Source organism: Dankookia sp. GCM10030260 (assembly GCF_042666655.1).
In the GTDB taxonomy this organism is placed as follows: Bacteria; Pseudomonadota; Alphaproteobacteria; order Acetobacterales; family Acetobacteraceae; genus Paracraurococcus.
The window spans coordinates 17,527-34,347 of record NZ_JBHTDE010000001.1; the positions used below are offsets into that span (position 1 = coordinate 17,527).

A 16,821-nucleotide genomic window follows, 5' to 3' on the forward strand; every position below is an offset into this window, starting at 1 on the left:
CGCATGCGCCCAACGGGGGAGGGAATACCTTTCCCTTCCCAACCCTGCTTCATGCAGCCAGCAACCTCTCCCGCGGCAGGGTCAGCCAGATCCGCCCGCCGATGCCGGGCAGCGCTTCCAGCGCCAGGGTGCCGCCATGCGCCTCGACCAATGACCGGGCGATGGCCAGGCCGAAGCCGATGCCCCGCGTGCCGGACTGCGCCCCGGCGGCGAGGTCGGCGGCGGGCAGGCCGGCGCCCTCGTCCTCCACCACGATCGCCACGGTCTCCTCCGTCAGCACCGGGCGGAGGTCGATCAGGTCGCCGTCCCGCGTCATCCGCGCCGCCCGGGTCAGCACCTGGGTGAGCGCGCCGTGCAGGGCGCGGCGGTCGGCCTGCAGGGTCAGGCCGGCGAAGTCCTCGGCCAGCCGCCAGTCGCGCCGCCCGGCGCCGAGCCGGACGGCGACCTCGGCCACCGCGGCTTCCAGCAGGGGGATCACGGCCAGGGGCTCCGGCGCCAGCCGGCGGGGGCCGGATTCGACCGCCAGGTATTCGGCGATGTCGTCCGACAGCCGCAGCATCTGCTGCGCCGCGGCGGCGACCGCGAGCGCGTCCGGCTGGGCGGTGGATTGGCTGAGCAAAGCGAGGCCCGGCCCCTGGAGCTCCCGCGCCACCAGGCTGAGGCAGCGGCCGCGGCCCTCCGCCTGGCGGCGGGCGGCATCCTCGGCCTCCTCGGCCGTCGCCAGGGCGTGGGCGAGGCGGCGGGCGCGCAGCATCGCCGCGGCGAGGAACGGCGCAAGCAGCAGGCAGGCAAGAAAAAAGCCGGGCATGGGCCCGGCTTCTAGCTGTCTCGGTCTTTCGAAAGTCTTGACCGGCGGCTCAGGCCGCGACGGCGCCGGCCTTCTTGATCTGGGCGCGGGCGATGCGGCGCTTCAGGACCTGGGCTTCCTCGGGCAGCTTGCAGTTCGGCGTGCCGAGCAGGAAGGCGTCGAGCCCGCCATTGTGCTCGATCGTGCGGATGCCGTTCACCGACAGGCGGAGCTGGATGCTGGTCGCCAGCACGTCGGAGAAGAACGACGTCTCCTGCATGTTGGGCAGGAAGCGGCGACGCGTCTTGTTGTTGGCGTGGCTGACGTTGTTACCCGTCAGAACGCCCTTGCCGGTGATGCCGCAGCGGCGGGCCATGGTGCTAATCCCGAAAACAGCAGCGCGAGGCGGAAGCCGCCCCGCGCGGGTGGTCGATGAAGGTTGCGGCGTATGACGCGCGGGGCCGGGCGAGTCAAGCGCGGCGCGGCCTATTGCGGCTGGCCGCCGCCGCCGGGGAGCTGGTCGCGCATCTCGCGCAGCTCGCCGCTTTCCACCGACAGCAGCGCGTTGCGCAGCACGCCGGCGATGGCGCGGTCGTCCATGGTGCGGGCCAGCAGGCCCAGCGCGCCGCCGAGCAGCGCCGAGGCGACCGAGATGGGCGCGATCTTCTGGTCGATCATGTATTCGATCGCCTTGTCCACCACCGAGCCGGCATGGCTGAGGTCATCCGGGGCCACGCCCTGGGGGTCGAGTTGCATGCAGCGCCCTCCTGTTGCGGTGCAGATAGGGCGGGGGGGGCCGGCGTGAAACCCCTCCCGCCACGCTGCAACCCTGGGCTGCGTCAGCCGGGGGCCGCCACCGCGGCGGCGCGGCCGGCCCGCGGCTTGTCGAGGTCGGCGGCGGCCTGGGCGGCGGCGGCGGCCTCCGCCATGGCGACGGCTTCCGACTGGCGGCGCCACATCTCGGCGTACAGCCCGTCCGCCGCGATCAGCGCGCCATGGGTCCCGCGCTCGGCGATGCTGCCGTCCTGCAGGACGATGATCTCGTCGGCCTCGACCACCGTGGAGAGGCGGTGGGCGATGACCAGCGTGGTGCGGTTGGCGGAGACCAGGCGGAGGGCGGCCTGGATCTCCTGTTCCGTCCGGGTGTCGAGCGCGCTGGTGGCCTCGTCCAGGATCAGGATGCGCGGGTCCTTCAGGATGGTCCGGGCGATGGCGACGCGCTGCTTCTCCCCGCCCGAGAGCTTCAGGCCGCGCTCGCCCACCATGGTCCGGTAGCCTTCCGGCAGGCGCATGACGAAGTCGTGCACCTGGGCCAGCTTCGCCGCCTGGATCACCTCCTCCTCCGTCGCACCCGGGCGGCCATAGGCGATGTTGTAGCGGATGGTGTCGTTGAACAGCACGGTGTCCTGCGGCACCACGCCGATGGCGGCGCGGAGGCTGGGCTGGGTGACGCGCTCGATCGGCTGGCCATCGACCAGGATGCGCCCGCCGGTGGTGTCGTAGAAGCGGAACAGCAGGCGGGAGATGGTGGACTTGCCGGCGCCGGTCGGCCCGACGATCGCCAGGGTCCGGCCCGGCGGCACGGCGAAGGAGACGCCTTTCAGGATCTGCCGGTCCGGCCGGTAGGCGAAGCGGACATCCTCGAAGGTAAGCGACCCGGGGCCGGCGACGAGCGGCACGGCATCCGGCGCGTCGGCGACCTCCTGCGGCTCGCCCAGTAGGGTGAACATGGCCTCGGTGTCGGTCAGGCCCTGCTTGATCTCGCGGTAAGCGAAACCGAGGATGTTCAAGGGCATGTAGAGCTGGATGAGGTAGGTGTTCACCAGCACGAAGTCGCCGACCGACATGTGCCCGGCGATCACCCCCTGGGAGGCCAGCAGCATCACCGCGGTGAGACCCAGCGCGATGATGAAGGCCTGGCCGGAGTTCAGCGCGTTCAGCGAGGTCTCGGAGCGGACATAGGCGCGCTCGTACCGCGTCAGGCTTTCGTCGTAGCGGCGGATCTCGTGCGGCTCGTTGCCGAAATACTTGACCGTCTCGTAGTTCAGCAGGCTGTCGATCGCCTTGGTGTTGGCGTCCTGGTCAGTCTGGTTCATCTCCCGCCGGAAGCGCAGCCGCCAGTTGGTGAACATCAGGGTGAAGGCGACGTAGAGGCCGATGGTCAGCAGCGTGACCGCGGCGAAGGAGAAGTCGAACATCCCCCAGAGGATGCCGGCGACCAGGAAGATCTCGAGAATCGTGGGCAGGATGTTGAACAGCAGGAAGTTGAGCACGAAGGTGATGCCGCGCGTGCCGCGCTCGATGACGCGGGACAGGCCGCCGGTCTGCCGGTCCATGTGGTAGCGCATCGACAGCGCATGCAGGTGGGCGAAGACCGAGAGCGCGATGCGCCGCGCGGCGCGGGCCTGGACCTTGGCGAAGACGGCGTTGCGGAGCTCCCCGAAGGCCGCGCTGGCCATGCGCAGCAGGCCGTAGCCGACGACAAGGGCGACCGGGATGGCGAGCATCGCCGCGGGGCCGGATTTGGGCGCGAGCGCATCGACGGCGCGGGCATAGACCAGCGGGACCAGGACGTTGGCGGCCTTGGAGGCGACGAGGCAGGCGACGGCGGCGACGACGCGGAGGCGGAGGCCGGGCTCGTTGGCCGGCCAGAGCCAGGGGAGGAGGTTTTGCAGGGTCTGCCAGTGGCTGCGTTCGGCGGCCTGGGGTGCGGGCAAGGCGGGGGTGCTCCGGCGGGCGGTGCCGGGAGATAGGGCGGAATGGGGGAGGGGGCGAGGGGGCTGGTAGCCATAAGGCCTAGCAATGTCTTCTTTTAGTACTAGCAGGGGTTGCTCGTCGTAACAAAGACGTTGATAAGCTTAATTAGTGCTATAATGTTTTTTGTGATGAGGTCGCCATGCCCAAGCCGCTTCCCAAGAGCCCTTATTTGAACAAGAGATTTGCAAATGCGGTAAATCAGTTTGGCATACATTTAAAAAATACGGCATCGATAAACCATCGAGGCAATAAAGGAGCCGCAAGAGAACAAGAATTACGGAATTTTTTTGATAAAAATTTGCCAGACAAATTCTCAGTTTCGCAAGGAGAAGCTGTTGATCTTCTTGGATCATCAAGCCAACAATTTGACTTATTAATTTACGACAATACCATAAATTTTCCTTTTTCCAATGATGCCGTCTCGATCTTGCCTGCTGAAGCTGTCTTGGCAACTGTAGAAATAAAATCCAAACTAACCGCGGAAGAAATTAAGAAATGCATTGATTCATCCCGGAAATTAAGAAAATTGAAGCCCTTTGGTCGGGAGTTGGCTGGATCTAATGTTGGAGATGCAGTAAAAAATAAACCCAAGCAATGTCGATACTTTCACTGTGTATTTGCATACGAAACAAACATAGTAGAGAAAAACTGGAAAGATAAAGAATTTTCTAGGATCACGGATTTAGCTGCTGACGAGCACCTTGTTGACATGGTCTACGTTCTAAATCGTGGGATATTAAATATCCCTGCAAAACTATGCAGATTGGAAGATGAATCTGGCGGAGCTATTAGTTCTTTTTATTATTCTATTCTAAATTTTGTCATGAGGGAATCTGCTAGAAGAGATCCTGCTCCATATGACCGATACACTACGCACAATCCAAATTCATGGGTCAAGCTCTGAATGGCAGAACTGTCGATGCAGGATAATGATTATCATGCTTGACAATCTATCTTGGTAATTGCAACCTAGTCCTAGCGGGCCGTTGGTTCGAACAGTCGACTCCCAGACGTACCCTTTTAGGGTGCGTGACGGTCGGGTGACCTACTCCACTGTGAGTCGCTGTAAAGCACTTGCAGTGGAGTGGCTGGGTCAGCGAAGGCCTTAATCAATCTGGCTTTGTCTGACCGGATTAATTGCTTTCACTGAAACTTTTCACTTCCGCTACGTCCTGGCCCATCGCCATCGCCATCGCCCCCTCCCGCGACTTCGCCGCGCCGACGAACCGCCGCAGATGCACGAACACCGCATCCGCCACCCCGGACTTCTCCGCAAGCGCCGCCGCATCCAGCCCGGCCCAGGCCTCCAGCAGCGGCATGCGCTGCTCGAACGACCCCGGCTCCGGCGGCATGGTATCCACCATCCAATTGCCGTTCGAGGCGGGGGAGACGGTGAACAGCACCGGCAGCCCATGCGCGAAGACCACTTTCTTCCACGGCATGCCGCGGTTCAGCACGAGCAGCCAAGGGTCCTTCCCAGCCCAGTGCGACGCCAGCACGCTGGCCTCGACCGCGCGGCGCGCCCGCATCTCGGCCATTCATTGGCGGCATGCCGGTCATTCGGCCATGGCTGGATGACGCCCCGCCACGGCAGCCACCCAAGGCCCCGCCGCGACCAACTCAGACCATCACCTTCCGGACCGCCGGCATCTGCCAGGTCGCGTTGAGGATCGACGGGTCGTTCTCGTCCGGCCAGTACATCCGCAGCATCAGCTGGAACTTCCCGGCCGGCGCCGGCAGCCAATTCGCCTCCCGCCCCGCGCCCGGGGAGGCCCGCTGCACATGCAGGTCGACCGACCCGTCCGGGTTCGCCTGCAAGGCCTGCCGGGCGCTGATCGAATAGCGGTCGATCGGGTTGGCGACGAAGAAGAAGTTCTCGTCGTACATCGTCACCGACCAGAACCCCTGCACCGGCGGCAGCTGCCCGGCCGGGAAGCGGATGACGTACTGGCTGGCCCCGTCATAGGCCTTGCCGTCCGCATCCGCCTTGGACACGGGATAGACCGCGTCCTGCGGGCGGTTCGCGCCGAGCCCGATGGCGGTGACCAGGGCCCGTTGCAGGTAGTTGGTGCCGTAGAGGCCGGTCTTCGTCGTGAAGGACCAGCCATTCGCGGATTGGATGTCGCCGCCGCTGAAGCGGAAATGCAGCATGATCCGGTCGAAGGCGAGCTGCGGCACGCGCGCGGCGAGGTCGACGTCGAGCCGGGCGCGGTCGAAGCCCTGCCCCGGGACGATGCCGAGGCGGGCGAGCTTCGGCAGCATCGGCGCATCCGCCGCGGCCGGCGGGTTGGCCTTCAGCAGCTCGGCCGCCAGCGCGAGGTAGTCCGGCAGCGGCATGCGGTTCACCTGCTCGCGCACCGCCGTCTTCATGTCGAGGCCGGGATCGACCTGGCCGGCCGGCGGCGTATGGGCCTTCCCATGGGCGCTGAGCGGCACGATCCGGCAGGCGTCCTGCAGCGCGTGCACGGCGGCGTAGTCCTCGGGCGTGCCGGTGCAGTAGATGCGGCCGAGGATCCAGACCATGTTCGTCGGGGACTTGTATTCCTTCACCCCCGGCGGCAGCGTGCCGCGCCAGCCCGGGCCGGTGATCGCATAGGTCTGCGCGCCGGTGCCCGTCGTCCGCGTGCCCGGCACCTGGAACACGTTGGTCCAGGCGTCCAGCATCGGGAACAGGAAGTAGCGGCCCTTCATGTCGGGCAGGCCGAGGATCCAGGGCTCCCGCGCCAGGTCGATCCAGGCGGTGGTGTAGAGCGTGTCGGCATTCGGCGCGGTCACGTCCCGGAAGGAGGCATCCGGGTAGCTCCTCGCCTTGATGAACTGCCCCATCGGGGCCCGGGTGCCGGCGGGTGCGGCGACGTTGGTCATGATCCGGCGGGTCGTCTCCATCGTGACCAGCGGATAGAGGTAGGTATAGGCCTCGATCGCCGGGGCGAAATCCTCGAGGCCCTCGAGGGCCCGGACCACCGGCCCGTCCCAATGGGCCTGGGCGGGCGGCAGTCCGCCGGCCGCGAGCATCGCCGCGCCGCTGGTCAGGGCCTGTCGTCTGGACATGCGCATCGGGTTTCTCCTGCCGGGAGGCTGGGGTGGTCCTGCGGCCAAGCTTGCGGCAGGCACCCGCCGTCCGGGGCCGGGAAGCGCTATCCGAATTCCGCCTTTCTCAGGCGGCGCCGCATCCCCGCCGGGCTTCGCCGCGCCCCGCCCCCGGTCGGCGCCGGCCGCCTGCGCGTGGCGAGAGGCCGCGCCGCGGTGATCCGACGGATCACCCCGCCATCGCCAACCTGGCCATCGCCACCGCCCCCTCCCGCGACCTCGCCGCGCCGACGAAGCGCCGCAGATGCACGAAGACCGCATCCGCCACCCCGGACCGCGCCGCCAGCGCCGCCGCGTCCAGCCCGGCCCAGTCCTCCGGCAGCGGCATGCGCTGCTCGAAGGACCCCGGCTCGGGCGGCATGGTATCCACCATCCAATTGCCGTTCGAGGCGGGGGAGACGGTGAACAGCACCGGCAGCCCATGCGCGAAGACCACGTTCTTCCAGGGCATGCCGCGGTCCAGCACCAGCAGCCGGGGATCCTCCCCCGCCCGGTGCGCCGCCAGCACGAAGGCCTCGGCCGCGCGGCGCGCCCGCCGCTCCTCCACCCGGCGCGCCAGCACGCCGGCGGCGAAATCCGCCGCCTGCTGGAAGGCGGCGTCGCCGGCGGTGGGGCCGGTGCCGGCGGGGTCGTCCCAGGCCGGGTTGAACTCGCCGATCAGCGTCGCCAGGCCCAGCCCGTCCCGCCGCCCGTCGGTCACGCCGTTGTCGATCTCGTCGATCCGCCGCACCACGCTCTCGTCCAGCTCGGCGGCGATGGCGGCGGCGAAGCCCTCGGCGCCCTGCGGCCGCAGCAGGGCGGCGACCGCGGCCTCGCCGTACACCTGCCAGACCAGCCCGGCGGAGGAGTAGGGCGTGCCGTCCGGCCGCAGCGGCGCGCCGCGCTGGTGGTGGTCGAAGCGGCGGGCGGCGGCGTCGTAGGCGAAGCCGACATCCCAGACGATCCCGGCCCCCGCGATCAGCGCGGCGTCGCGGGTGCGCAGCAGCACATGATCCCGCCCGGCCTCGGCCAGGCCGAGCGCCAGCCGCAGCACGGCATAGGCGAAGACCTCGTCGCAATGGAATTTCCCGCCATGGGTCGCGAGGATGGGCAGCGGCGCGGTGCGCGTCATGATGGGGGTCCGATACGGGTGGGGGTTCGGCGCCGGCGCGGCGCGCTTTGCGGCGCTGCCTAGCGTGGCCGGCCCGCCGCGTCGATGAGCCCGGCCGCCGGGGCTGCGATGCGGCTTGATTTAAGGATAATATTCCTGTACCCTGCCGGCCCGCCGCCGAGGGAGGTCGCCGCCATGCCCAGCCCCTTCACCGCATCCCGCCTGTCCCTGGCGGCCGGCCCGGCTTTGTCCGAAACCCGTCGCGCGACCCCCCCGATAAACCCGCTTATTCCCGAAATTCCTCAAGCCCATCGGCGGCAAACCCGCAGATTGCCAGCCCTGGCGCCGGATCGGGCCGCCGCGGGCTCAACCCGCCTGAGGCCGATGCGGCGCCGCCCGCCGTCGCGCGGCCCCACCGCGGCGGTTTTGTCCGAAAGCCGCGTCCGGTGTTTCCTGGCGGCATGAGCCCTTTCCAGCGCCACATCGAAGCCTGCAACGACCTGGCCTCCCCGGCCGGGCTGGTCCCCTTCCGCATCGGCGCGGCGCAGGTCGGCTGGCTCGGCTCCGACCTGGCCCGGGCGCTGGCCTTCTTCCCGCGCGAGATCCATTTCGACGCGCAGGGCGCCGCCCTGGCCGGCCGCCTGCGCAGCCCCGGCGCCCGCACCGAGGCCCTGGCCGGCATCGCCCGCAGCCTGGCCGAGCGCGGCCATTTCACCCTGCGGGACGAGGCCTTCGACATCCGCGCCGCGCCCGGCGGCCCGGTGCTGGCCCGGCTCGACCGCGGCGCGCTGCCGGCCTTCGGCATCGCGGCGGAGGGGGTGCATCTCAACGGGCGGGTGCGGCGCCCGGACGGGCTGCATCTCTGGATGGGGTGGCGCAGCCGGGCCAAGGCGGTGGCGCCGGGCAAGCTGGACAACCTGGTGGCCGGCGGCATCCCGGCCGGGCTCGGCCCGGAGCAGACCCTGGTGAAGGAGGCGGCGGAGGAGGCCAGCCTGCCCGCCGCGCTCGCCCTCCAGGCCCGCCCGGTCGGCCGGATCTCCTACGTGATGCGGGAGGAAACCGGCATCCGCCGCGACGTCCTGCACTGCTTCGACCTCGATCTGCCGGACGGCTTCCAGCCGAGGCCGAACGACGACGAGGTGGAGCGCTTCGAGCTCTGGCCCCTGGCGCGGGTGCTGGAGGCGGTGCGGGATACCGACGCCGTCAAGTTCAACGTCAACTTGGTGCTGATCGACCTCTTCCTGCGGGAAGGGCTGATCGACCCCGCCGGCGAGGCCGGCCGTGCCCTCCGCGCCGGGTTGCGGCAGGGGCCGTGAGGCCCGCGCCGCTACCAGCCATAGGCCGGGCGATAGACCACCGGCGGCGGCGCGTAATAGGCCGGCGGCGGCGCATAATAGCCCGGCGGCGGGGCGTAGTAGCCGGGAGGCGGCGGGTAGTAGGCCTGCGGCGGCGGCGGGGCGTAGTAGACCGGCGGCGGCGGCGGCGCGGCGAAGGCGCCGGCGGCGCCCAGCGCCAGCCCACCCAGCGCCAGTCCGCCGATGATGCCGGCCGCGACGCCGGCCCCGTTGCCGCGATGGTGGTGGGCGCGGGGCGGCGGGCCGCCCCAGCCGCCGCCATGGCCCCGGTGCCAGCCCTGGGCCTGCGCCGCGGGCGCGAGCAGGGCGGTGGCGAGGAGTGCGGCGGCGGCGATACGGTACTTCATCGGTCGGACCCTCCTGGGTCGGTTCAGCGGATGAAGCGCCCCGATCGCGCCGGGATCATGGCGGGAAGCCGGCGGATTGAGGCCGGCGCCTCACAGCCCCTTGAGGAACCCCAGCAGCGCGGCATTGACCTCGGCCGGGGCCTCCTGCTGCACCCAGTGGCCGGCCGTCTCGATCAGCGTGGTGCCGCGCAGGTCGGGCACGGTCTGCGGCAGCGCCTCCACGGCGCGGCCGGCCCAGCCCAGCACCGGGTCGCGCCGGCCGGCGATGAAGCAGCCCGGCACCCGCACCCTGGCGCCGGCGAAGGGGGCCATCAGCTCCCAGTTCCGCGCGATGTTGCGGTACCAGTTCAGCCCGCCGCGGAAGCCGGTGCGGCGGTAGGTCTCGGCATAGAGGGCCAGCTCGGCCTCCGGCAGCCAGGCGGGCAGCGCGGCGGGCTCGGCCAGGCTGGCGAGGAAGCCGCCCTCCGGCAGGTCGGGGTTCCAGCGCTGCGCCTCCGGCACGTCGCCCGACAGGGTGAAGAAGGTCCGCCGCAGCGTCACCAGCGGGTCGCGCCGCAGCTCGTTGTCGGCGACGCCGGGGGCCTGGAAATAGATCTGATAGAAGCGGTGCCGCCCGGCCCGGCGCAGCATCTCGAAGGCACTGGTCGGCCCGCGCGGCGCATAGGGCACCGACAGGCCGGCCACCGCGCGGAAGCGGTCCGGCCGCAGCAGCGCCGCGTTCCAGGCGACCGGCGCGCCCCAGTCATGCCCGGCGATCACCGCCTGGTCGATCCGCAGCGCATCCAGCAGCCCGACCATGTCGCCGACCAGGTGCAGGATGGTGTAGTCGGCGACCGAGGCCGGCGCCTCGGTCTCGCCATAGCCGCGCATGTCGGGCGCGATGGCGTGGTAGCCGGCCGCGGCCAGGGCGACCATCTGGTGGCGCCAGGAATGCCAGGCCTCGGGGAAGCCGTGGCAGAGCAGCACGGCGGGACCCTCGCCCGCTTCCGCGACATGCATGCGGATGCCGTTGGTCTCGATGGTCTGGTGGCGGATCTGCATGGCGGAGGTCCTGCTCGGTGGCTGCCGGACCATGATGCGTTCGGCTTCGCGCGCGCATCACGCCCTGGCGTCCGTTGGGTCGCGCGATTCGGGCTGTTCGGCGATGCCGCCGCAAGCCATCGCGCGCTAGCGGGCGAAGTCGGGGGCTTCCTGCGCCAGGATGCGCTTGACGCTTTCGAGGTGCAGCCGGGCACTCTCCCGGTCGCCCTCCCGCATCTGCGCATAGGTGCGCGCCGCCATCTCCGGCGGCACCGGCTTCAGCGGCCGGCCCATGGACATCGCCAGCCGCTGCACCTCGCAGGCGCGCTCGAGGTAGTAGAGGTCGTCCCAGGCCTCGGCCACCGTCTCGCCCAGCACCATGACGCCGTGGTTGCGCATGAAGACGATGTCGGCCTCGCCGATGCTGGCCGCGATCCGGTCGCCTTCCGCCTCGTCCAGGGCCAGGCCGCCATATTCCTCGTCCACCACCGTGCGGCCGTAGAATTTGAGCGCGGTCTGCCCGGCCCAGGCCAGCGGCGGGCCTTCCAGCATGGTCAGCGCGGTGGCGTTTGGCATGTGGGTATGGAAGCAGGCCTTGCCGCGCGGGACATTCTTGTGGACCCGGGCGTGGATGTAGAAGGCGGTCGCCTCCGGCACGCCGTCCCCGGCCACCACGTTGCCCTCGAAGTCGCAGATCAGCAGGCGGGAGGCGGTGATCTCGGCGAAGCCCCAGCCATAGGGGTTCACCAGGAACAGGTCGTCCCGGCCGGGCACGACGAAGCTGAGGTGATTGCAGATCCCCTCGTGCAGGCCGAGCCGTGCGGCCATGCGGAAGCAGGCGGCGAGGTCGACGCGCGCCCGCTGCACCGCATCGGTGTCGAGGTCGCTGTTGCGCAGGATGGCAGGTGCGGCGGCACCGCCGAGGGCATGGGCCATGGTCGGCTCCCGATCGTTTGCCGGGAAGCTACCGCTAGTAGGGGTAGCTTCGCCATCCCTGGCGGCGATGGCGCTGGGTGTCCCAGCGTTCGAACTGGTCCTGGGTCAGTGCCCGGCGGGCTTCCCTGGGGCCGTTCCAGAAGCGGTCGTTGGCCTCCTTCTCCCGCTGCCGGCTCCAGAAGGCATCCAACTGGCGCTGCCGCTCGGCCGGGCTGGCCGGTGCCGGCGGGTCCTGCAGGACGGGTTGCGCCAGGGCCAGGCTTGGCAGCAGCAGCGCGGCGAGGAGGACGCATCGGACCATGCCCCGGCATATCGGGTCGGCCGCGGCGTCTCGCCAGGGCGTGGCTTGCGCCGTTCCGCGCGCGGCGGAAGGATGCGGCATGGCCGATGCCCCACCGCTTGCCGGCGTGCTCGAGACCGCGCTCTACGTCGACGACATGGAACGCGCGCGCGGCTTCTACGAAACGGCGCTGGGGCTGGCGCCGATGTTCGCCGACGAACGGCTCACCGCCTATCCGGTCGGCGGGCGCAGCGCGCTGCTGGTCTTCCTGCGCGGCAGCACGACGGAGACGGTCCAGCTGCCCGGCGGCACCATCCCGCCGCATGACGGGCATGGCGCGGTGCATTGCGCCCTGGCCGTGGCGGCGGCCGACCTGGCCGACTGGGAGGCGCGGCTGGCCGGGCACGGCGTGGCCATCGAGGGCCGCACGCACTGGCCGCGCGGCAGCACCAGCGTCTATTTCCGCGACCCGGACGGCCATCTGCTGGAATTGGCGACGCCCGGGCTCTGGCCGGTCTGGTAGGCAAGCAGGGTTGGGGAGGGAGACGCATTCCCTCCCCAAGCCCCACCCTTCCTTTTCGTGGGCTTGGCACCCGCCGCGCGGCGAATGCCGGACTCCCGGAAACAGAGGAGGGTCCAGGGAGGATACGTCCTCCCTGGCCTTGCTGCCCTCTCCCCCGGGGACCACTGGCCGGTCCGGCAGGGCTCGGGTAAACCGGTCCCAACCGTCCAGGGAAACAACCATGCCGCTGCCAGGGCTCGAAGGCCTCGAATGCTACCGCGTCGAGGTCGCGGATTTCGTCGCCACCGTCACGCTCGATAGGCCGCCGGTGAATGCGCAGAACGGCAGGTTCCGCGAGGAGACCTGCCGGCTCTTCGACGTGCTGCACGACAGCCCCGAGGTCCGCGCCGTGGTGCTGACCGGCGCCGGCCGCGCCTTCTCCGCCGGCGCCGACCTGAAGGAACGGCCGGGGATGACCGAGATCCGCGGCGCCTATCCAAGGCACAACCGCCTGGTCCGCGCGACTTTCGATGCCCTCATCGAATGCGACAAGCCGATCGTCGCGGCCGTCAACGGCGCCGCCATCGGCGCCGGGGCCGTGCTGGCGCTGTGCTGCGACATCGTCGTGGTGGCCGAGGACAGCTTCATGTCGATGACCGAGGTCGATGTGGGCCTGGCCGGCGGCGTGAAACACGTATTGCGCCATTTCGGCCAGTCCGACGCGCGGCTGATGCTGTTCACCGCGCGGCGCATCACCGGGCCGGAGCTGTACCGGATGAACGTCGCCTCGGCCTGCGTGCCCGGCGCCGAGCTGCTGGCGACGGCGCAGGGCATCGCGCAGGAGATCGCGCAGAAGGTGCCGCTGGCGGTGCGCGCCGCCAAGCGGTCCTTCACCCTGGCCGAGGACCTGCCGCTGCACGAGGGCTACCGCTACGAGCAGTCGCAGACCGTGGCGCTGTCCGCCACCGAGGACACCAGGGAGGCGCAGCGCGCCTTCGCCGAGAAACGCAAGCCGGTCTTCAAGGGACGCTGACGATGATCCGACTCTCCCGCCGCGCCGCCCTGGCCGGATCAGGTGCCCTTCTCGCGGCGCCGGCGGTCGCGCAGCAGCGCACCGTCAAGGCGCTGCTCGGCTGGCCGCCCGGCGGCTCCTCCGACATCGTCGCCCGCACCTTCGCGGAGCGCATGCGGGCGCCGCTGAACGCCAATATCCTGGTGGAGAACCGGCCCGGCGCCGGCGGCCGCATCGCGCTGGAAGCCGCCAAGGCCGCGACACCCGATGGCAGTCTCTATATCCAGACGCCGGCCTCGATGCTGACCATCTACCCGCATCTGTACAAGTCGCTGCGCTACGACGCGCTGACCGATTTCGTGCCGGTCAGCACGGTCTGCGCCTTCCCCTTCGCCTTCACCGTGCGCGCCGACCACCCGGCGAGGACGCTGGCCGAGTTCATCGCCTGGGGGAAGGGGCAGCAGCAGATCGCCTGGGCCAGCCCTTCGCCCGGCACCATGCCGCATTTCATGGGCGTGGAATTCGCGCGGCAGACCGGGCTGGCGATGAACCACGTGCCCTATCGCGGCGGTGCGCCGGTGATGACCGACGTGCTGGCCGGCGTCATCACCGCCGGGATGAACGTGCTGTCGGAGCCGGTGCCCTTCCACACCGGCGGGCAGATGCGGATCCTGGCGGTGAGCGCGCCTGCGCGCATCCCGCGCCTGCCGGACGTGCCGACCTTCGCCGAGCTGGGCTTCGCCACGCTGTCGCGGCAGGAATGGTTCGGCGTTCTGCTGCCGGCCGGCAGCCCGGCCAGCGTGGTGCAGCCGCTGCACGCCGCGCTGGCCGCGGCGGCGGCGACCAGCGAGGTGCGCGACGTGCTGACCCGGCTGGAATTCGTGCCCGAGATCATGGCGCCCGCCGCCTTCGCCGAGCGCATCCGCAGCGAACGCGAAAGCTGGGGGCCGATCGTCGCCGCCTCCGGCTTCAAGCCCGAGGAAGGGTAAGGCAGGCAAGGCCAGGAAGGAAGCATCCTCACTGGACCCTCCTCTATTTCCGTGGGCTTGGCACCTGCCGCGCGGTGGGTGCCAAACTCACAAAAATAGATGGGGGACCGGGGGAATACCTTCCCCCGGCCTTTCTTACGCCGCCGGGTCCTGCAGGAAGCTTGTGAGGGCCGCCGCCTTCTCCCGCGTCCCGCCCTGATCGGCCGCCATGCCCGCGTAGAAGCCGGCGATCGCCTGGTAGATCGCCGCCGCCTCCGGGCCGGTGAAGTCGGCGATCTCCTCCATCTCGCCGACCCAACGATAGGCCTTGTCGGGCATCGGCGGGACCATGCGGCCGAACCAGGCCAGCAGCTGCGGCTGGGAGCGGGCGAGTTCCGCGCGGAAGCCCTCCGCCGCGCCGGCCCGCGTCGCCGCCAGCATCATGGCCGAGGACAGCGCGACCAGCCCCTTGGTGATGCCGGCGTAGGACATCTTCAGGGCGGAGGCCGCGCCGATCGGCCCGGGCGTGACGCGGACATCGAGCCCGTGGTCGCGCAACGCGCCGAGCCGGTCGGCTTCCGGCCCGGCGACGTAGAGCACCGGCGTATAGCCATCCTCCCGCGGCGGGCCGCCGATGATGCCGCCATCGACGAAGGCCGCGCCGGTCGGGCCGATGATGGCGGCGACCTCGGCCGCGGTCGCCGGGCTGATGGCGTTGCAGTCCACGTAGATCGCCTTCCGCGGTGCCACGGACAGCGCCGGCGCCAGCCAGGCGGCACAGGCCTTGGCCTCGGCCGGCGGCAGGACGCTGAGGAATATGTCGGCGCCGGCGAGCTCGGCCGCCGTCGCGTCGCGCATCCCGGCCGCGGCGGCGCGCTGCGCGCTTGCGGCGCTGCGGCCCGCCAGGCTGGTCAGGACGGTGGCGCCGCGCCGCGCCAGGCGGTGGCCGATCCCGGCGCCCATGGCGCCCTGGGCGATGATGGCGATGACGGCCATGCCGTGCTTTCCTTCGGATCGAAACGGGGGGAGGCCATCATGGACCAGCTGACGCTCGCCGTCGTGTCCCGCAATTACTTCAACCTGCCCTGCTGGATCGGGCTGCATGCGGGGCTCTTCGCGGCGGAGGGGCTCGACCTGCGGATCGACCATATCGAGGGCATCGAGGAGGTGAACGACCGGCTGCGCGACGGCCGCGCCCAGCTCGCCTACGGGGTGACGGAACACGTGATCCTGGACGCCGAGGCGGGCGGCCGCCAGCGGATCATCGGCGGCAACGTCAACCGGCTGCCCTTCTCCTTCATCGCCCGGGCCGGCATCGCCGACTATGCCGGGTTGCGCGGCAAGCGGATCGGCGTCTCCTCGCTGCGGGCGGGGTCGTCCTCCCTCATCATCAAGCTGCTGGCGCGGCACGGGCTGCACTGGCCGGGGGACTACGAGCTGGTGCCCTGCGGGCCGATCCTGGCGCGCTGGGACATGCTGCGGACGGGCGGGATCGATGCCGGGCTGCAGGGGGCGCCGCTCGACCAGATGGCGCTGGATGAAGGCTTCGTCAGCCTGGGCAATCCGCGCGACGAGGTGCCGGATTTCCAGTTCACCAGCCTCGACATCGATGCCGGCTGGGCGGCCGGCCATCGCGACCTGGTGCTGCGCTTCTGCCGCGGCTTCCTGCGGGCGCATGAGCGGTTCCACACGGACCAGGCGACCGCCAGCCGCATCGCCATGCAGGAGAGCGGGATCGCGCAGCGCTACGCCGACCGCGCCTGGGCGGACTATACGCGCGACCGCATCTTCCCGCGCGACGGGGAGGCGAGCGAGGCCGGCGTGCAGGCGCTGATCGAGATCAGCAGCCTGATCCGCGAATTGCCGCAGCGGCCGCGCCGGGCCGCGGATTATATCGACCGGTCCTGGCTGGCCGAGGCTCGCGCTTCGCTATGACGATCGACTATGGCGACCGCGCCCGCATCGGCCTGCTCATCCCCTCCGGCAACAGCGTGGCGGAGCCCGAGATCCACGCCATGCTGCCGGCCGGCGTCGTGGCCCTGGTCACCCGCCTGGCGCTGACCGGCAGCAGCGAGGCGGAGCTGGCGGCGATGCTGGACGCGCTCGAGCCCGCTTCCCGCCTGCTGGCCGATGCGCGGCCCGACCTGATCGGCTTCCACTGCACCGCCGTCTCCACCTTCGCCCCCGAACGCGCCGGCAGCATCCGCGCACGGATCGAGGCGGCGTCCGGCCTGCCCGCCTGCAGCACCGCCGATGGCATCCTGGCGGCGCTGGGAACGCTGGGCGTGCGGCGGCTGGTGCTGGTCACGCCCTATGTCGAACCGGTCCACGCGCGGGAGATCGCCTGGCTGGCGGCGCATGGCGTGGCGGTCGCCGGCGGCTCCTGCCTCGGCGTCAACACCAATGCCGCGATGGCGCGCGTCCCGCCGGCGCGCATCGCCGACCAGGCCCGCGCCGCCGCCCGCGCCGCGCCGGGCGCCGAGGCCTGCTTCATCAGCTGCACCGCCATCCGTTCCGCCGGGCTGATCGCCGGGCTGGAGGCCGAGCTCGGCCTGCCGGTCATCACCAGCAACCAGGTCATGGCTTGGCACGCGCTGCGGCGGCTGGGGATTCCGGACGCGGTGGCGGGGTACGGGCGCCTGATGGCCTCGTAGCGGCTTGTTGCGGCGGCGCGAGG

19 protein-coding genes are annotated in these 16,821 nt (G+C 70.3%); 7 read left to right on the top strand and 12 right to left on the bottom strand.

Annotation, left to right across the window (positions count from 1 at the left end):
• Positions 1 to 49: 49 nt before the first annotated feature.
• The 4 genes from ACFQS7_RS00090 to ACFQS7_RS00105 all read right to left on the bottom strand — a co-directional run bounded on the left by ACFQS7_RS00090 (position 50) and on the right by ACFQS7_RS00105 (position 3,504).
• Positions 50 to 808: a sensor histidine kinase gene (locus ACFQS7_RS00090; RefSeq protein WP_380064976.1), complete on the bottom strand. Its 759-nt coding sequence runs from the start codon at positions 806 to 808 to the stop codon at positions 50 to 52.
• 49 nt (positions 809 to 857) lie between these two features.
• Positions 858 to 1,163 (bottom strand): 50S ribosomal protein L28, encoded by a 306-nt coding sequence (gene rpmB, locus ACFQS7_RS00095; protein ID WP_380064977.1) that lies wholly within the window; start codon positions 1,161 to 1,163, stop codon positions 858 to 860.
• A gap of 110 nt (positions 1,164 to 1,273) precedes the next feature.
• Positions 1,274 to 1,543, bottom strand: a complete 270-nt coding sequence (locus ACFQS7_RS00100) for a hypothetical protein (protein WP_380064978.1) — start codon at positions 1,541 to 1,543, stop codon at positions 1,274 to 1,276.
• An 83-nt stretch (positions 1,544 to 1,626) separates the two neighbouring features.
• The gene (locus ACFQS7_RS00105) at positions 1,627 to 3,504 is read right to left on the bottom strand and encodes an ABCB family ABC transporter ATP-binding protein/permease (RefSeq protein ID WP_380064979.1); all 1,878 of its coding nucleotides are present in this window, start codon (positions 3,502 to 3,504) and stop codon (positions 1,627 to 1,629) included.
• Positions 3,505 to 3,683: 179 nt separating this feature from the next.
• Between ACFQS7_RS00105 and ACFQS7_RS00110 the strand changes: the two genes are divergently transcribed.
• Complete coding sequence (locus ACFQS7_RS00110; RefSeq protein WP_380064980.1) at positions 3,684 to 4,448, top strand: DUF6602 domain-containing protein; 765 nt, start codon at positions 3,684 to 3,686, stop codon at positions 4,446 to 4,448.
• Between the two features lie 229 nt (positions 4,449 to 4,677).
• Here ACFQS7_RS00110 and ACFQS7_RS00115 read toward each other — a convergent pair whose 3' ends face one another.
• The 3 genes from ACFQS7_RS00115 to ACFQS7_RS00125 all read right to left on the bottom strand — a co-directional run bounded on the left by ACFQS7_RS00115 (position 4,678) and on the right by ACFQS7_RS00125 (position 7,745).
• Entirely contained in the window at positions 4,678 to 5,073 is a 396-nt protein-coding gene (locus ACFQS7_RS00115) for an MYG1 family protein (protein ID WP_380064981.1), read from the bottom strand.
• Between the two features lie 91 nt (positions 5,074 to 5,164).
• Complete coding sequence (locus ACFQS7_RS00120; protein WP_380064982.1) at positions 5,165 to 6,595, bottom strand: DUF1254 domain-containing protein; 1,431 nt, start codon at positions 6,593 to 6,595, stop codon at positions 5,165 to 5,167.
• 208 nt (positions 6,596 to 6,803) lie between these two features.
• On the bottom strand, positions 6,804 to 7,745 hold the full coding sequence (locus tag ACFQS7_RS00125; RefSeq protein WP_380064983.1) for an MYG1 family protein: 942 nt from the start codon (positions 7,743 to 7,745) through the stop codon (positions 6,804 to 6,806).
• Positions 7,746 to 8,185: 440 nt separating this feature from the next.
• Here ACFQS7_RS00125 and ACFQS7_RS00130 point away from each other — a divergent pair, with 440 nt between their 5' ends.
• Positions 8,186 to 9,040: a DUF4743 domain-containing protein gene (locus ACFQS7_RS00130; protein ID WP_380064984.1), complete on the top strand. Its 855-nt coding sequence runs from the start codon at positions 8,186 to 8,188 to the stop codon at positions 9,038 to 9,040.
• Between the two features lie 11 nt (positions 9,041 to 9,051).
• On the opposite strand, the gene ACFQS7_RS00135 is transcribed toward ACFQS7_RS00130, so the two are convergent.
• From ACFQS7_RS00135 to ACFQS7_RS00150, 4 genes are all read right to left on the bottom strand, one after another.
• Positions 9,052 to 9,426 (bottom strand): hypothetical protein, encoded by a 375-nt coding sequence (locus ACFQS7_RS00135; protein WP_380064985.1) that lies wholly within the window; start codon positions 9,424 to 9,426, stop codon positions 9,052 to 9,054.
• A 90-nt stretch (positions 9,427 to 9,516) separates the two neighbouring features.
• Entirely contained in the window at positions 9,517 to 10,467 is a 951-nt protein-coding gene (locus ACFQS7_RS00140) for an alpha/beta fold hydrolase (protein WP_380064986.1), read from the bottom strand.
• Positions 10,468 to 10,593: 126 nt separating this feature from the next.
• The gene (locus tag ACFQS7_RS00145; protein ID WP_380064987.1) at positions 10,594 to 11,382 is read right to left on the bottom strand and encodes an aldolase; all 789 of its coding nucleotides are present in this window, start codon (positions 11,380 to 11,382) and stop codon (positions 10,594 to 10,596) included.
• Positions 11,383 to 11,416: 34 nt separating this feature from the next.
• Positions 11,417 to 11,683, bottom strand: coding sequence for a hypothetical protein (locus tag ACFQS7_RS00150; protein WP_380064988.1), 267 nt, complete (start codon positions 11,681 to 11,683; stop codon positions 11,417 to 11,419).
• A gap of 79 nt (positions 11,684 to 11,762) precedes the next feature.
• On the opposite strand from ACFQS7_RS00150, the gene ACFQS7_RS00155 reads away from it, so the two are divergent.
• The 3 genes from ACFQS7_RS00155 (at position 11,763) to ACFQS7_RS00165 (ending at position 14,165) form a co-directional block, all read left to right on the top strand.
• Positions 11,763 to 12,185, top strand: coding sequence for a VOC family protein (locus ACFQS7_RS00155; RefSeq protein WP_380064989.1), 423 nt, complete (start codon positions 11,763 to 11,765; stop codon positions 12,183 to 12,185).
• A 220-nt stretch (positions 12,186 to 12,405) separates the two neighbouring features.
• Positions 12,406 to 13,197, top strand: a complete 792-nt coding sequence (locus ACFQS7_RS00160) for an enoyl-CoA hydratase/isomerase family protein (protein ID WP_380064990.1) — start codon at positions 12,406 to 12,408, stop codon at positions 13,195 to 13,197.
• A 2-nt stretch (positions 13,198 to 13,199) separates the two neighbouring features.
• Entirely contained in the window at positions 13,200 to 14,165 is a 966-nt protein-coding gene (locus ACFQS7_RS00165; protein WP_380064991.1) for a Bug family tripartite tricarboxylate transporter substrate binding protein, read from the top strand.
• Between the two features lie 135 nt (positions 14,166 to 14,300).
• On the opposite strand, the gene ACFQS7_RS00170 is transcribed toward ACFQS7_RS00165, so the two are convergent.
• A complete protein-coding gene (locus ACFQS7_RS00170; protein ID WP_380064992.1) occupies positions 14,301 to 15,140 on the bottom strand; it encodes a DUF1932 domain-containing protein in 840 nt (279 codons plus the stop codon).
• A gap of 39 nt (positions 15,141 to 15,179) precedes the next feature.
• Here ACFQS7_RS00170 and ACFQS7_RS00175 point away from each other — a divergent pair, with 39 nt between their 5' ends.
• Together ACFQS7_RS00175 and ACFQS7_RS00180 are read left to right on the top strand one after the other, a co-directional pair.
• On the top strand, positions 15,180 to 16,079 hold the full coding sequence (locus ACFQS7_RS00175) for an ABC transporter substrate-binding protein (protein ID WP_380064993.1): 900 nt from the start codon (positions 15,180 to 15,182) through the stop codon (positions 16,077 to 16,079).
• Positions 16,076 to 16,798 (top strand): hypothetical protein, encoded by a 723-nt coding sequence (locus ACFQS7_RS00180; RefSeq protein ID WP_380064994.1) that lies wholly within the window; start codon positions 16,076 to 16,078, stop codon positions 16,796 to 16,798. The genes ACFQS7_RS00175 and ACFQS7_RS00180 overlap by 4 nt, the downstream gene beginning before the upstream one ends.
• The last annotated feature ends 23 nt before the right edge of the window (positions 16,799 to 16,821 follow it).